This is a genomic window from Rhodococcus sp. P14 (genome assembly GCF_000256505.1).
Taxonomy (GTDB): domain Bacteria; phylum Actinomycetota; class Actinomycetes; order Mycobacteriales; family Mycobacteriaceae; genus Rhodococcus; species Rhodococcus ruber.
In genome coordinates this window covers 1-14604 of record NZ_AJFC01000175.1, presented here as the reverse complement: position 1 = coordinate 14604, position 14604 = coordinate 1, and the positions used below count along the sequence as shown (strand labels likewise).

The following is a 14604-nucleotide window of genomic DNA, read 5'->3' as shown; positions in this document are numbered from 1 at the left end:
TGCGGGGGGGAGCCGCTCGGCGCGTTCGGGGGCCTCGCGGTGGTGCACGGCCACCGCGGTCACCGGCTCCGCGGTGTCGACGACGCCGTCGACGAGTTTCGTCATCGCCTTGGTCATGGTGCGGGTCTTCTCCCGCAGCACCAGCCGGCCGTCGACGAGGTGCAGCACGGGTTTCATCGCCAGAGCGGTGCCGAGCAGCGCTGTGGCGGTACCGATGCGGCCGCCGCGGCGCAGGTGGTCGAGCCGGTCGACCACCAGCAGTGTCCGGCTGTGGGCGGCGACCTCCACCGCCCGTTCGTACACCGCCCGCACATCCGCACCGGACCGGGCGGCTTCCGCCGCCGCCAGAGCAGCGAATCCCAGACCCATTGCGGTGGTTCGACTGTCGACCAGTTGCACCCGGTCGCCGAGGGCATCGGCGGCATAGCGGGCAGCCGACCAGGTACCCGACAGTTCACGGGACAGGTGCACGGCCACCACCCCGTCGCCGCCGCTGTCGGACAGCGCCTCGGCGTACGCTTCCGTCAGTTCCGCCGGGGAGGGACCGGAGGTCGTGACGCCGGAGAGGTCGGCGGGCAGGTCGTCCACGCCCTCGCGCAACTCGACACCGTCCGCGATCACGTGCAGCGGCACGACACGGATGTCGTAGCGCTCCACCAGTTCCGGGTCGAGACAGCACGACGAATCGGTCACCACTACTACAGACACGCCGCCTACCGTATGTTCTCCGCGGCGACGCGCGCATCCCGGTGCACCATCCGTACCGCCTCGGCCACCGCGGCGGCAACTTCGCTGTGCCCGTTCCAACCCCAGTGGATGCCGTCCGGATTCGCGTCCCCGGAGTGGATGTCCGCGTGCACGGCCTCGCCGAGATCGACCAGCGGAACCGACTTCTCGGACGCCCACCGGTTGATGGCCCGGGCTGCGGCGGGACGACCGCGGTGCACCGCGCGGTACTGCGCGCTGCGGTGTACCGACGGCAGCGTGGCGATCACCGGAAGGTCCGGCCGCATGTACGCCAGCGACTCGCGGATGGTCTCGAGGTAGTCCACACTGACCCGCGGCGGCAGGGCCACCGGCCAGCCGAGCGGGGACAGCCGGGGCTGCAGCCACCCGTAGGTCTCCCGTACGACGCGGCGTAACCGCGGTGGGCGTACGTAACGCAGTGTTTCGCGCAGCGCCGTCGGCAGCGGGGACGGCAGGGTGTCCATGCCCCCGACGGCCAGCACGACGGCACCGGCCCGCGGGATCGTCGCCCACACGCGCGGATCCTGGGTCATGGCCCACCACGCGTCGCGGGTCGTCCACCCGATCCGTGCGACGAGCTCCACGTCCCAGTCGAGTTCGCGCGCCACGATGTTCGGCCAGATTCGCGGATGGTCCGCCGGGAGCCCGCCCTTCGGGCCGTAGTAGCTGAGGGAGTCCCCGATCACCAGCAGCGTCGGCCGGCGCGGACCGGCCGTCGGCCGTGGCTCAGAGGACGTCATCGGCCGCCACCGTCGCCGTCGCGTTCCACACGTCGAGGCGCCACGCGGGCCGGTCACCGTATCCGCTGAGCTGGACCCAGCCGGTGTTGCCGAGTCCGCCGAGGACCGGCCACCGGTCGACCGGAAGATCGAGCAGGGCGGCCGTGAGTGCCGCGATCAGTCCGCCGTGCGCGACGACGATGATCGGCCGATGCACCCACTGCTCGTGCTTGTCGAGCAGTTCCTGGATCACCGGGGCGCTGCGCCGCGCCACGTCGACCCGGCTCTCACCCTCGGGGGGTGCCCAGGTGGCGTCGGCCCGCCACGCCGCGCGGGCCCCCGGGGACACCGCGTCCACGTCGTGATGGGTCAGGCCCTGCCACCGGCCGAGATGGGTCTCGCGCAGCCTCGGATCGATTTCCACCGGCAGCCCGGCCTGGTCACCGAGTTCGACGGCGGTGTCGTAGGCGCGCCGCAGATCGGACGAGACGATGGCCACGGGACTGTGCTCGACGAGGACCCTGGCCGCGGCCACGGCCTGCCGCCGCCCCAGCGCGGACAGCTCGGTGTCGAGCTGCCCCTGCATGCGACTGGTGGCGTTGTATTCGGTCTGGCCGTGGCGTACCAGGATCAGCCGCCGGACCGGTACCGCGTGGGTCACCGGTCCCCCGGTGCGTCGTCCGGGACGGGAGTGGTGCCGCCTGCCGCTGCACCGGCGCCGGTGTCACCGGTCGGCGCGGGCGCGCCGGGGTCACCCGCCGGCGCGGGCGCGCCGATGCCGTCGACGGTGATCACCGGGCAGTCCTTCCACAACCGGTCGAGTGCGTAGAAGTTGCGTTCGTCGTCGTGCTGGATGTGCACCACCACGTCGACGTAGTCCAGCAGCGTCCAACGACCCTCGCGGGTGCCTTCGCGCCGCACGGGCTTGTGCCCGGCGAGCCGCAGTTTCTCCTCGACGTTGTCGACGATCGCGTTGACCTGGCGCTCGTTGGCCGCGGACGCGATCACGAAGCAGTCGGTGATGACCAGTTGCTCGGACACGTCGAGCACCACCACGTCGGTGGCCAGTTTCTCGTCGGCCGCGCGGGCCGCGATGCGTGCCATCTCGATGGCTTCTGCAGTTGCCGTCACTGCGGGGTCTTCCTCTCGGGGTGGGGACAGGACTCGGGGTGGGGATGAGACACGGTCGTCGTGCCGTCGGGGCGCCGCGAGTTCGCGGGCCGATACAGGTTGCGCTTGCTGATGTACTGCACCACCCCGTCGGGCACCAGGTACCAGATGGGTCTGTGCTCACGCACCCGCGTCCGGCAGTCGGTCGACGAGATGGCCAGCGCAGGTATCTCGACGAGACCGACGGTGTCGGACGGCAGCTTCGCGAGATGCTCGGCGAGGTGCTCGACGTGCAGGTCGTAGCCCGGACGCGACACCCCCACGAACCGGGCCAGCTCGAACAGCTCGGCCCAGTCCTGCCACGACAGGATCGATGCCATCGCGTCGGCGCCGGTGATGAAGTACAACTGGGCGTCGGGCATCAGGGCACGCAGGTCGCGCAGTGTGTCCACGGTGTAGGTGGCCTTCTCGCGTTCGATGTCGACCCGGCTGACGGAGAACTGCGGATTCGAGGCGGTCGCGATGACCGTCATCAGATAGCGGTCCTCTGCCGTGCTGACATCGTGTCCCGACTTCTGCCAGGGATGTCCGGTGGGCACGAACACGACCTCGTCGAGATCGTACCGGTCGGCTACTTCGCTGGCTGCGACGAGATGCCCGTGGTGGATGGGGTCGAAGGTTCCGCCCATGACACCGACGCGCCGGCGCGGCGGGGAATTCGGGACGGATGGCTCGTGCACGATGGTCCAGCTTACGGGTTCACACCGGCAGCAGGGCCGCCACCACCTGCGCGAGCTGCTGTGCGGACCGGCACTCGTGCATCGTGATCACCTCGCGGTACACCTCGGCCGCCGAATCTCCGGCTCCCCATTGGCCGCGTGGTTCCGGATTGAGCCAGTGGGCGTGCCGGGCAACGGCCACCAGGTGTTCGAGCGCGGCGAGGTTGGGATCGCGATAGTTGGTCCGTGCGTCGCCGAGCACGAGCAGTGAGCTGCGGCTGGTGAGGCTGTGCGCGTACCGCTCGGTGAACACGCCGAGCGCGTGACCGTAGTCGGAGTGGCCGTCGTAGGCGATCAGCTCGGCCTCACGCAGCATCCGCGACATGGCGACCCCGAGATCCGCGCCGGCGGAGAAGTGGTGAGTGACCTCGTCGGTGCTGTCGATGAACGCGAACACCCGGACGCGGGAGAACTGCTCGCGCAAGGCGTGCACGAGCAGCAGCGTGAAGTGGGAGAAGCCGGCGACCGATCCGGAGACGTCGCACAGCACCACGAGCTCCGGACGGGCGGGGCGTGGCTTGCGATTGACGAGGTCGATGGGCACTCCGCCGGTGGACATCGACTTGCGCAGGGTCCGGCGCAGGTCGATCGCCCCCGCGCGGGCCCGTCGCCGGCGCGCGGCGAGCCGGCTCGCGAGCAGCCGCGCCAGCGGGGTGACGCTGCGGCGCAGCGCGGTGAGCTCGGCGTCGGTGGCTCGCAGGAAGTCGACCTCCTCGGCCAGTCTGGGCACCCCGTACGTGGCGACGCGGTCGCGTCCGACCTGTTCGGCGGTGCGGCGCCGCGTCTCGCGTTCGACCATCGCCCGGAAGTCCGCCCCCCGGCGCGCTGCCGTGCGGCGGGCCACCTCGGTGGCGTACTCGGTGTCCTGAGCCCGCTCCTCGGGACCGGCATTGCCGAGCAGTCCCTCGAGGATCTTCGACACCAGTGTCTCGGGCGAGACCTGGCGCAGGGCCTGGTACGCCGAGAACGACGACTTGTCACCCGAGGTGTACTGGCCCAGTTCCTCGACGATCTGCGCGGTCAGCAACTCGACGAGCTCGAACGCCTCGGCGGAGTCGTCGGCGAGCATCTCGGCGATCAGGTCCCGCAGCGCCTCGAAATCGATCTCGCCGTCCGGGGTGCGTGGCAGCGTCGGATCGATCCCGCCGGCCTCGCGGCGTCCCACCGCTGCCGGGAACCACAGGTCGAACAGGGCGTCGAAGGTCGGCCGATGGGTGGGCCGGCGCAGCAGAGCGCACGCCAGCCCCTCGCGCAGGGCGTCGCGGTCGAGCAGGTCGAGCACCGAGATGACCCGGCCGGCGTCGACGGTCTCCGACGGTCCTACGGGGATGCCGCGGCGGCGCAGCGCCTCGACGAACCCGACGAGGTGGCCGGGCAGCCCGTGCGGCGCCGACGGCCCGTGGTCCCGCAGCGGCGGGCGTGCCCCGGCCATGTCAGTTCAACCGCAGCTCGGCCGCGGCCCGCAGCTGATCGGACTGGTGTTTGAGGATCACGCCGAGCGTGGCCCGGACCGCCGCGTCGTCGAGGGTGTCCAGGCCCAGGGCGAGCAGTGTGCGGCCCCAGTCGATCGTCTCCGCCACCGACGGCAGCTTCTTGAGCTGCATGCCGCGCAGCACCCGGACCGTGCGGACGAGCTGCTCGGCGACCGCCTCCGGCAGCTCCGGAACCCGGCTCGCCAGGATGCGGCGCTCGAGGTCGGCATCGGGAAAGTCGAGATGCAGGAACAGGCAGCGTCGCTTGAGGGCCTCGGACAACTCGCGGGTCGCGTTCGAGGTGAGCACGGTGAAGGGCTTGCGGGTGGCGCTGATGGTGCCGAGTTCGGGCACGGTGACCGCGAAGTCGCTGAGCACCTCGAGCAGCAGACCCTCGATCTCCACGTCGGCCTTGTCGACCTCGTCGACGAGCAGCACCGTCGGGTCCTCCCGGCGGATGGCCGTCAGCAGCGGGCGCGGCAGAAGGAATTCCTCGGAGAACACATCCTGCTTGGTCGCGTCCCAGGAGTGGTCGGTACCGGCCTGGATCCGCAGGATCTGCTTGGCGTGGTTCCACTCGTAGAGCGCCCGCGACTCGTCGACCCCCTCGTAGCACTGCAGCCGCACCAGCTCGGCGCCGGAGGTCTGCGCCACCGCCCGGGCCAGCTCGGTCTTGCCCACCCCGGCGGGGCCTTCGATGAGCAGCGGCTTGCCGAGGCGATCGGCGAGGAACACCGCGGTGGCGGTGGCCTTGTCGGCGAGGTATCCCGTCTCGGCGAGGCGGTCGATCACCTCGTCGACGTCGGCGAAGATCGGCGGGGTGGTCGGCAGCGCACGGTCCACGCTGTGTCCTTTCGTCGGGGCAGGCCGGTCGGGGTGCGGGGTCTCGTCGACGCCGTCGGGCCGACCTCAGGCCGGCCGGGTGTGGCCGTCGCCCCAGACCACCCACTTGGTGGAGGTGAGTTCCGGCAGTCCCATCGGGCCGCGGGCGTGCAGCTTCTGGGTGGAGATGCCGATCTCGGCGCCGAACCCGAACTGCTCGCCGTCGGTGAACGCCGTCGAAGCGTTGACCATGACGGCTGCGGCATCGACCCGCGCGGAGAACTCACGGGCCGCGGCGAGGTCGGAGGTGACGATGGCCTCGGTGTGCCCGGTGCCGTACCGGTCGATGTGCGCGACGGCCGCGTCCAGGTCGTCGACGACGGCGAGCGCGACGTCGAGGCTCAGGTACTCGTCGGCCCAGTCCGATTCGGTGGCCGGTTCGAGGCCGGGCAGGTCGCCGTGCACGGTGACGCCGTGGCTGCGCAGTACCTGCAGCAGCCGGGGCACGACGTCGTCGGCGACGGCCTTGTCCACCAGGATCGTCTCGGCGGTGTTGCACACGCTGGGCCGGCGGGTCTTGGCGTTGACCACGATCTTCTCGGCCATCTCCGGATCGGCCGACGCATGCACGTACACGTGGCAGTTGCCCACGCCCGTCTCGATGGTGGGCACGGTGGCGTCGCGGACGACGGCGGAGATCAGGCCGGCGCCGCCACGAGGGATGACGACGTCGACGAGTCCGCGGGCCTGGATGAGGTGCGTGACCGAGGATCGGTCCGCGCTCGGCAGCAGTTGCACGGCGTCCTCCGGCAGTTCCTGCGTGGCGAGGGCGCCGCGCAGGGCCTCGACGAGCGCCGCGTTGGAACGGGCGGCGGACGACGACCCGCGCAGCAGGGCCGCGTTGCCGGACTTGAGGGCCAGCCCGAAGGCGTCGACGGTCACGTTCGGCCGGGCCTCGTACACCATCCCGACGACGCCGAGCGGCACCCGCATCTGCCGGATCTCGAGGCCGTTGGGCAGGGTCGAGCCGCGGACGACCTCGCCGATCGGGTCGGGCAGCCCCGCGACCTGGCGCAACCCCGCCGCAATGCCCTCGACCCGGGCCTGGGTGAGACGGAGCCGGTCGAGGAGGGATTCCTCGGTGCCTGCCGCGCGGGCGGTCTCGATGTCCTCGGCGTTGGCAGCGAGCACCGCGTCGGACGCGGCGAGCACGGCGTCCGCCGCGGCGTGCAGGGCGGCGTCCTTCTGCGCGGTGGTGAGCAGGGCGAGCCGGCGGGAGGCGACGCGGGCGCGACGGGCCGCGGCGTGCACGGCCTCGCGGGTGTCCCCGGCGCCGGTCGCCCGGACGTCCCCGGAAACGGTCGCAGATGAGTCAGGGGTCACGGCAGTCATGGCCTCCAGACTAGTCCGCGTCCGGACGGCTCAGCGCAGCCCGGTCCCCCGGGCCAGGGCGGTGTCGACCAGGGTGGAGAGCAACGTGCGGTACTCGAGGCCGCTGGCCTCCCACATGCGCGGGTACATCGAGATCGACGTGAACCCGGGCATGGTGTTGATCTCGTTGATCACCGGCCCGTCCTCCGTGACGAAGAAGTCGACCCGGGACAGGCCCTGGCAGTCGAGGGCGCGGAAGGCGCGGACCGCGAGGTCCCGGATCCGGTCGGAGACGTCGTCGTCGAGCTTGGCGGGCACGTCGAACTCGCACACGTCGTCGAGGTACTTGGTGTCGAAGTCGTAGAACGCCTCGTGATCGCCGGACGGGTCGGGCATCCGGATCTCGGCGACGACGCTGGCGCGCACGTCGCCGTCGGGGAACTCCAGTACACCGCATTCGACCTCGCGGCCGACGATCGCGGATTCGACGATCACCTTCGGGTCGTGCCGGCGAGCCTTGTCGATCGCCGCATCGAGCGCCGCCCAGTCGGCGACACGGCTGATCCCGATGGAGGATCCGCCGCGGGCGGGCTTGACGAACACGGGGAGGCCGAGACGCTGCTTCTGCTGCTCGGTGACGGTCGCGGTGCCGGGCCGCAGCACGACCTGGAATCCGACGGGCAGACCCTCCGCGGCCAGCAACTTCTTGGTGAACTCCTTGTCCATCCCGGCGGCGCTGGCGAGGACGCCCGGTCCCACGTACGGGACGCCGGCGAGTTCGAGCAGCCCCTGGATGGTGCCGTCCTCGCCATAGGCGCCGTGCAGCACGGGGAACACGACGTCGACGGAGGCGAGGACCTTGCCGAACTCGCCCTCGGCGAGGGCGACGATGTCACCGGCCCGGGTGGGATCGGCGGTGAGCACCAGCGCCGAACCGTCCGCGTCGACGGTCGGCAGTTCGCGGCCCGCCTTGGCGAGCCGTTCCGGGTCCGAGTCGGCGAGCACCCAGGCGCCGTCGGTGGTGATACCGATCGGGACGGCCTCGTAGCGTTGCGGGTCGAGGTGGCGCAGGATGCTGCCTGCCGAAACGCAGGAGACGGAGTGCTCGTTGCTGCGGCCACCGAAGACGACGGCCACCCGGATTCGGGGTGTGCTCACGGCACAAACCGTACCGGTGCCGCCCGCCCGGCCGGTATCCGAGTCCTGCTCAGCGCCGGGCGAGCGCACGGTCGAGATCGTCGAGCAGGTCGGCGGTGTCCTCGATCCCGCAGGACAACCGCACGAAGCCGGGCGGTACGGGATCACCCCAGCGGGCACGCCGGTCCGCGGTGGTGTGGATGCCCCCGAAACTGGTCGCGGCGGTGACGAGCTCGCTCACCGCGACGAACCGGTGGAACTGCTGCTCGTCGTCGAGCCGGAACGTCACCAGCGGCCCGAACCGGCGCATCTGCGCCGCGGCGACGGGGTGCGCGGGATCGTCGTCCAGACCGGGGTATCGGACGCCACCGACCGCGGGATGCTCACGCAGCATCGTGGCCACGGCGAGCGCGTTGGCGCACTGCCGGTCGAAGCGCAACCCGGCGGTGCCCAGGCTTCGGTGTGCCAGCCACGTCTCGAACGGACCGAGGACGGTGCCGGAGAGCAGGCGCTCGCGGTCGAGGGGTGGCACGAGTGCGCCGTCGGCCACGGCGAGGTACCCCATCAGCAGATCGCTGTGCCCGCTGAGCGATTTCGTGCCGCTGGCGACGACGACGTCCGCGCCCAGCGCGAGTGGCTGCTGCCCCAGCGGGGTGGCGGTGGTGTTGTCCACCACGAGCAGGGCGCCTGCGGTCCGGCACAGTGCCGCGGTGGCGCGCAGGTCGACGACGTCCAGTCCCGGGTTGGACGGGGTCTCGGCGAGCACGAGCGCGCCCGCACCAGCACCGGCGAGGACCGCGCGTAGACCTCCGTCGCCGAACTGGGCGCAGGTGAGTTCGTGAACCGTGATGCCGAGGGGTTCGAGGCATTCGCGCGCGTAGGCCCGCACCTGGTAGTACCCGTCGGCGGGGACGACGACGGTGCCGCCGCCCCGGCTCAGCGACCGCAGCGCGACGGTGACCGCCGACATTCCGGATCCGACGACCCGGGCTGCCGCCGCGCCCTCGAGCGCGGCCAGCGCGGATTCGAGGGCCCGCCAGCCCGGATGGGAGGCGCGGGCGTAGGTGTCGGTTTCGGTGCCCTCCGCCCCGAGCTGGTAGGGGGCCGCGAGAACCGGGCCGGGTTGCAGCGGCTCCCCCGGCACATGTTCGGCGGCAACAGCTTTCACGCAACGCGTCGAGTCCCCCGGCACGCCCTCACTCCGGCTTGACTCGACGGCCGAGGAGCAGTCCGATCGCCTCGGGCACCGACATGCCCTCGTAGCAGACGCGGTGCACGGCGTCGGTGAGCGGCATCTCCACGTCGTAACTGGCCGCCAGCGCCCGGACGGAGGTGCACGACTTGACCCCCTCGGCCACCTGGCCGTGGGTGGCCTCCTGCGCACTCTCGAGTGTCCCTCCCCGTCCCAGCCGCTCGCCGAACGACCGGTTGCGCGACAGGGGCGAGGTGCACGTGGCCACGAGGTCGCCCACGCCGGCGAGTCCGGCCAGCGTGGCCGGCTTGGCGCCGAGGGCAGTTCCCAGCCGCGTGATCTCGGCCAGGCCGCGAGTGATGATGGAGGCGACGGTGTTGTCACCGAGTCCGACCCCGGCCGCCATGCCGCACGCGAGGGCGATGACGTTCTTGCACGCGCCACCGATCTCGCAGCCGATCACGTCCGTATTCGTATACGGCCTGAAATAACCAGTGGCACATGCTCTTTGAATCTCGAGAGCGCGAGTGGAGTCGGAGCATGCGATCACCGTGGCGGCGGGCTGCCGATCGGCGATCTCACGGGCGAGATTCGGTCCGGACAGCACCGCGATGCGGTCGTGCTCGGCGCCGGTCACCTGAGCGATCACCTGGCTCATCCGCATGAGGGTGCCGCTCTCGATGCCCTTCGCCAGGCTCAACAGGGTCGCGTCGGGACCGATGTCGTCGCGCCACGCCCCGAGATTCGCGCGCAACGTCTGCGACGGCACCGCGAGGACGAGGAAGTCCACTCCGTCGAGAGCGACGCGATGATCCGCGGTGGCGCGCACCGTGGCGGGCAGTTCGACGCCGGGCAGGTAGTCCGGGTTCTCGTGCCGGGTGGCGATGGCCTCGGCCACCTCCGCACGCCGCGCCCAGATCGTCACGTCCGTTCCGGCCTCCGCCAGCACCTTGGCGAAGGCCGTCCCCCACGACCCCGCTCCCAACACCGCAGCCTTGCTCACGCAGTCCCCTTACTCGTGTCCGATCCCGTCCGCAGACCAGCGCCGCGGCTGCTCCAGTATCGCCCACCGCCCGCGCCCGCGACCGCCGTCGCCGCCGACTGGCAGAATCGACGACCATGACCACCGCGCACGTGCTGATTCCCGTCAAGGCCCTCGGCCTGGCGAAGTCGCGGCTCGCGCACGTCCTCGACCCCGGCGACCGAGCCGCCCTGGTGCTCGCGATGCTCGCCGACACCCTGCACGCGGCGCTGGCGGTCGAGGGGCTCGCCGTCACCGTCATCACCACCGACGCCGACGTCGCCGCGCTCGCCCTCGGCGCGGGCGCGCACACACTCGCCGATCCCCCGGCGGCTTGCACGGCCGGCGCATCCGTCGATCCCCATCGTGATCATCCCGCCTCCGTCGATCCCGCCTCCGTCGATCCACTGAACGCAGCGCTCGCCGCCGCCGCCCACCGGGTGCGCTGCCGCGAGCCGGGCGTGGATCTGATCGCGCTGCACGCGGACCTGCCGGCGCTGCGGCCCGCCGAGTTGTCCGCGGCGCTGTCCGCGGCACGCGAGGCCGGCCGGGCGGTCGTCGTGGACCACACCGGCACCGGCACCTCGGCGCTGCTGCACTGCACGCCCGGACCCCTCGTCCCGCTGTTCGGTCCCGATTCGGCGCACCGTCACGTGCGGGCGGGCGCCCGCCCCCTACCCGGGGACTGGCCCGGGCTGCGGCTCGACGTCGACACCGTCGCCGACCTCGAGGCCGCGACGGTGCAGGGCGTCGGGCCCGCGACGGCGTCGGCGCTCGGACGGATCGGATGGCCGATGCCTGTTCGTCATCCCGACTTCGGGTGACGGACGCCGACGGATTGTCCGCCGTTCCGAAACTGAGGGATGATCGACGTGTGAAACACGGCGATTCCACGGACCAGCGCATCGACACCGACCCTCCCGGGTTCGCCGGGGCATCCGGCGACGGAGGAGGCGGCCTCGACGGTGCGACCGCTACCCGTTCGGCCTCGGCGCCGAGCGCCCCGCCCGCCGCCACGACGCTGCAGGCCGTCGCCGACGGTCTGCCCCCGGACCGCTACCTCAACCGCGAACTGAGCTGGCTCGACTTCAACGCGCGGGTGCTCGCGCTGGCCGAGGACACGTCGCTGCCGCTGCTCGAACGCGCCAAGTTCCTCGCCATCTTCGCTTCGAATCTCGACGAGTTCTACATGGTGCGCGTCGCCGGCCTCAAGCGTCGCGCCGAGACCGGCTTGTCGGTCCGCTCCGCCGACGGGCTGTCGCCACGAGCGCAACTCGCGCTCATCGCGCGCAGCACCCAGGAGATCGCGCGCCGCCACGCCCTCGTCTTCCTCGACTCGGTCCTGCCCGCTCTGACTGCCGAAGGCATTTCGATCATCCGGTGGGACGATCTGGCGGACGACGAGAAGCAGCGCCTGACCGCTCACTTCGCCGAGCAGGTGTTCCCGGTTCTGACCCCGCTCGCGGTCGATCCGGCGCACCCGTTCCCGTACATCAGCGGGCTGAGCCTCAACCTCGCTGTCACCGTGAAGGATCGCCAGTCCGCCGGCGAGCACTTCGCTCGGGTCAAGGTGCCCGACAACGTCGATCGCTTCGTGCGGGTCCGGCGGGACGGCTCACCGGACGAGATCGACGCATTCCTTCCGCTCGAAGAACTCATCGCGGCACACCTCGACGTGCTGTTCCCGGGGATGGAGATCGTCGAGCACCACGCCTTCCGGGTCACCCGCAACGCCGACTTCGAGGTCGAGGAGGACCGCGACGAGGACCTCCTGCAGGCACTCGAGCGGGAACTCGCCCGTCGCCGTTTCGGTTCCCCGGTGCGCCTCGAGGTCGCCGACGACATGACCGAGCACATGCTCGAACTGTTGCTGCGCGAGTTGGACGTCGATCCCGCCGACGTGGTGCAGCTGCCGGGACTGCTGGACCTGTCGAGTCTGTGGCAGGTGCACGACGTCGACCGGCCCGATCTGAAGGACCGGCCGTTCGTGCCGGCCACCCACCCCGCTTTCGGCGAGCGCGAGACCCCCAAGAGCGTGTTCTCGACGCTGCGCGAGGGCGACGTGCTGGTGCACCACCCCTACGATTCCTTCTCCACCAGCGTGCAGCGGTTCATCGAGCAGGCCGCAGCCGACAGCCAGGTGCTCGCCATCAAGCAGACCCTCTACCGCACCTCGGGCGACTCCCCCATCGTCAACGCGTTGATCGCCGCGGCGGAGGCCGGCAAGCAGGTGGTGGCGCTGGTGGAGATCAAGGCACGCTTCGACGAACAGGCGAACATCAAGTGGGCCCGCAAGCTGGAGCAGGCCGGCGTGCACGTGGTGTACGGCCTGGTGGGTCTCAAGACCCACTGCAAGACGTGCCTCGTGGTCCGCCGCGAGGGCTCGCTCATCCGCCGCTACTGCCACATCGGCACCGGCAACTACAACCCGAAGACTGCGCGTCTGTACGAGGATGTCGGTCTGCTCACCGCGGCACCGGAGATCGGCGCGGACCTGACCGACCTGTTCAACACTCTCACCGGGTACTCGCGGAAGGCGAAGTCCCGCAACCTGCTCGTCGCCCCGCACGGCGTGCGGTCGGGCATCATCGAACGGATCGACACCGAGATCGAGCACCACCAGGCCGGACGCGACGCCGGGATCCGCCTGAAGGCCAATGCGCTCGTCGACGAACAGGTCATCGACGCGCTGTACCGTGCCTCCCGCGCCGGGGTACCGGTCGAGATCGTCGTGCGCGGCATCTGCGCGCTCAAGCCCGGAGTGCCGGGGCTCAGTGAGAACATCACGGTGCGATCCATTCTCGGAAGATTCCTGGAGCATTCGCGCGTCCTGCATTTCCGGGCGGCCGACGAGATCTGGATCGGCAGCGCAGACATGATGCATCGCAACCTCGACCGCCGGGTGGAGGTGATGGCCCAGGTGAAGGATCCCCGGCTGGCTGCGCAACTCGACTCGATCTTCGAGTCGGCGCTCGATCCGGCGACCCGGTGCTGGACGTTGCGGGCCGACGGCACCTGGCTCGCGTCGCCGGCACCGGGAACCGCCGCCCGCGACCACCAAGAAGAGCTCATGCGCAGCCGCAGCTCCTGATCGGAAGGATGTCGGTGTCCCCCGTTTCCGACAACGCAATGCGAGCCAACATCTTCGCCGCCGGGGCCGTCCTGTGGCGAAGGAACCCGACCGCCCGGAACCGTATCGAGATCGCCGTCGTGCACCGGCCGCGCTACGACGACTGGTCCTTCCCCAAGGGCAAGCTCGATCCCGGCGAGACTCCCGTCGTCGCCGCCGTACGCGAGATCGAGGAGGAGACCGGGATTTCCGCGCGCCTCGGCCGGTCTCTCGGCAAGGTCACCTACCCGGTTCCGGGTCACCGGAAGCTCAAGCGAGTGGACTACTGGGCCGCCGCGGCATGCAGCGGCCGGTTCGTCCCGAACGACGAGGTCGACGAACTGCGCTGGCTCGCACCCGACGACGCCTACGCGGCCCTGTCGTACCCGATGGACCACACGGTGCTGCGGCGCTTCCAGGCCCTGCCGCCGGACACGGCGACGGTGCTGATCGTGCGGCACGCGAAGGCCGGCAGCCGCAAGAACCACCGCGGCGACGATCGGGACCGGCCCCTCGACGCGGCGGGCCGCGCCCAGGCCCAGGCCCTCGTGCCTCAACTGCTCGCGTTCGGCGCCGACAGCGTGGTCGCCGCGGACCGGGCGCGCTGTGTGCAGACGGTGCAACCGCTCGCGGACCGGCTCGGGGTCGAGGTCGCCGTCGAGCCCTCCCTGACGGAGGAGGAATACGGCGCCGATCCGCAACTCGGACGCAAGCGGGCACTCGAGCTCGCCCAGCGCGGTGGCGTGCCGGTGATCTGCAGCCAGGGCAAGGTGATTCCGGACCTGGTGCGATGGTGGGCCGAGCACGACGGGGTGGTCGCGCCGAACACGCGTAACCGGAAGGGCAGCACCTGGGTCCTGTCGCTGGCCGGCGACCGGCTCGTCGCAGTGGACCACATCGACAGCCCACTGCCCCCCGGCGCCGCCTGAACGCGCGTCGGCGGCCATCGGGGAGATCTCCCCCGATGGCCGCCGAACGGACGGGATCCGGGCGGTAGCGCCGCTCTCGGCGGCGCCCCTTCTCGGCGACGGTCTTCCGGACCCGCGCCGTGCCGGAACGGCTACTTCTTGGCGGCGGCCTTGCGGGCCGGTGCCTTCTTGGCCGCCGTGGTCTTCTTCGCCGCGG

The 14604-nt window shown here is 71.1% G+C and carries 14 protein-coding genes; 3 read left to right on the top strand and 11 right to left on the bottom strand.

The genetic code is table 11. The annotated features are described in order from the left end of the window. The 11 genes from OEY_RS0112625 to OEY_RS0112575 all read right to left on the bottom strand — a co-directional run. On the bottom strand, positions 1 to 708 hold a 708-nt coding region (locus OEY_RS0112625; RefSeq protein ID WP_043805354.1), incomplete at its 3' end, for a DegV family protein. 5 nt (positions 709 to 713) lie between these two features. Next, positions 714 to 1487, bottom strand: coding sequence for a diglucosylglycerate octanoyltransferase (gene octT / locus OEY_RS0112620; protein ID WP_026137649.1), 774 nt, complete (start codon positions 1485 to 1487; stop codon positions 714 to 716). Then, a complete protein-coding gene (locus OEY_RS0112615) occupies positions 1474 to 2127 on the bottom strand; it encodes a histidine phosphatase family protein (RefSeq protein ID WP_010594229.1) in 654 nt (217 codons plus the stop codon). Before OEY_RS0112615 ends, octT begins: the two co-directional genes overlap by 14 nt. After that, entirely contained in the window at positions 2124 to 2597 is a 474-nt protein-coding gene (gene rsfS, locus OEY_RS0112610) for a ribosome silencing factor (protein ID WP_029540021.1), read from the bottom strand. The genes OEY_RS0112615 and rsfS overlap by 4 nt, the downstream gene beginning before the upstream one ends. After that, positions 2594 to 3316: a nicotinate-nucleotide adenylyltransferase gene (nadD, locus tag OEY_RS28400; protein WP_228287198.1), complete on the bottom strand. Its 723-nt coding sequence runs from the start codon at positions 3314 to 3316 to the stop codon at positions 2594 to 2596. Before nadD ends, rsfS begins: the two co-directional genes overlap by 4 nt. A 19-nt stretch (positions 3317 to 3335) precedes the next feature. Further along, entirely contained in the window at positions 3336 to 4787 is a 1452-nt protein-coding gene (locus OEY_RS0112600) for a vWA domain-containing protein (RefSeq protein WP_010594226.1), read from the bottom strand. Between the two features lies 1 nt (position 4788). Next, a complete protein-coding gene (locus tag OEY_RS0112595; protein WP_003937011.1) occupies positions 4789 to 5670 on the bottom strand; it encodes an AAA family ATPase in 882 nt (293 codons plus the stop codon). A 66-nt stretch (positions 5671 to 5736) separates the two neighbouring features. Next, positions 5737 to 7041, bottom strand: a complete 1305-nt coding sequence (locus OEY_RS0112590) for a glutamate-5-semialdehyde dehydrogenase (RefSeq protein WP_010594225.1) — start codon at positions 7039 to 7041, stop codon at positions 5737 to 5739. A gap of 30 nt (positions 7042 to 7071) precedes the next feature. After that, positions 7072 to 8178 carry a D-alanine--D-alanine ligase family protein gene (locus OEY_RS0112585; protein WP_026137648.1) on the bottom strand — a complete coding sequence of 369 codons (1107 nt, stop codon included), beginning with the start codon at positions 8176 to 8178 and terminating at the stop codon, positions 7072 to 7074. 49 nt (positions 8179 to 8227) lie between these two features. Further along, positions 8228 to 9349 (bottom strand): cystathionine gamma-lyase, encoded by a 1122-nt coding sequence (locus OEY_RS0112580; protein ID WP_026137647.1) that lies wholly within the window; start codon positions 9347 to 9349, stop codon positions 8228 to 8230. 4 nt (positions 9350 to 9353) lie between these two features. Continuing rightward, a complete protein-coding gene (locus tag OEY_RS0112575; RefSeq protein WP_010594222.1) occupies positions 9354 to 10352 on the bottom strand; it encodes an NAD(P)H-dependent glycerol-3-phosphate dehydrogenase in 999 nt (332 codons plus the stop codon). A 116-nt stretch (positions 10353 to 10468) separates the two neighbouring features. Here OEY_RS0112575 and cofC point away from each other — a divergent pair, with 116 nt between their 5' ends. From cofC to OEY_RS0112560, 3 genes are read left to right on the top strand one after another with little or no spacing between them, the layout of a single operon-like run. After that, positions 10469 to 11194 carry a 2-phospho-L-lactate guanylyltransferase gene (gene cofC, locus OEY_RS0112570; RefSeq protein ID WP_010594221.1) on the top strand — a complete coding sequence of 242 codons (726 nt, stop codon included), beginning with the start codon at positions 10469 to 10471 and terminating at the stop codon, positions 11192 to 11194. Between the two features lie 50 nt (positions 11195 to 11244). Further along, a complete protein-coding gene (locus tag OEY_RS0112565) occupies positions 11245 to 13461 on the top strand; it encodes an RNA degradosome polyphosphate kinase (RefSeq protein WP_010594220.1) in 2217 nt (738 codons plus the stop codon). Between the two features lie 8 nt (positions 13462 to 13469). Further along, positions 13470 to 14408 (top strand): NUDIX hydrolase, encoded by a 939-nt coding sequence (locus OEY_RS0112560; RefSeq protein WP_010594219.1) that lies wholly within the window; start codon positions 13470 to 13472, stop codon positions 14406 to 14408. Positions 14409 to 14604 lie beyond the last annotated feature (196 nt).

Coding starts and splice junctions, on each gene's coding strand:
- cofC (WP_010594221.1), top strand. CDS start 10,469: ATGACCACCGCGCACGTGCTGATTCCCGTCAAGGCCCTCGGCCTGGCG.
- octT (WP_026137649.1), bottom strand. CDS start 1,487: ATGACGTCCTCTGAGCCACGGCCGACGGCCGGTCCGCGCCGGCCGACG.
- OEY_RS0112560 (WP_010594219.1), top strand. CDS start 13,470: ATGTCGGTGTCCCCCGTTTCCGACAACGCAATGCGAGCCAACATCTTC.
- OEY_RS0112590 (WP_010594225.1), bottom strand. CDS start 7,041: ATGACTGCCGTGACCCCTGACTCATCTGCGACCGTTTCCGGGGACGTC.
- OEY_RS0112600 (WP_010594226.1), bottom strand. CDS start 4,787: ATGGCCGGGGCACGCCCGCCGCTGCGGGACCACGGGCCGTCGGCGCCG.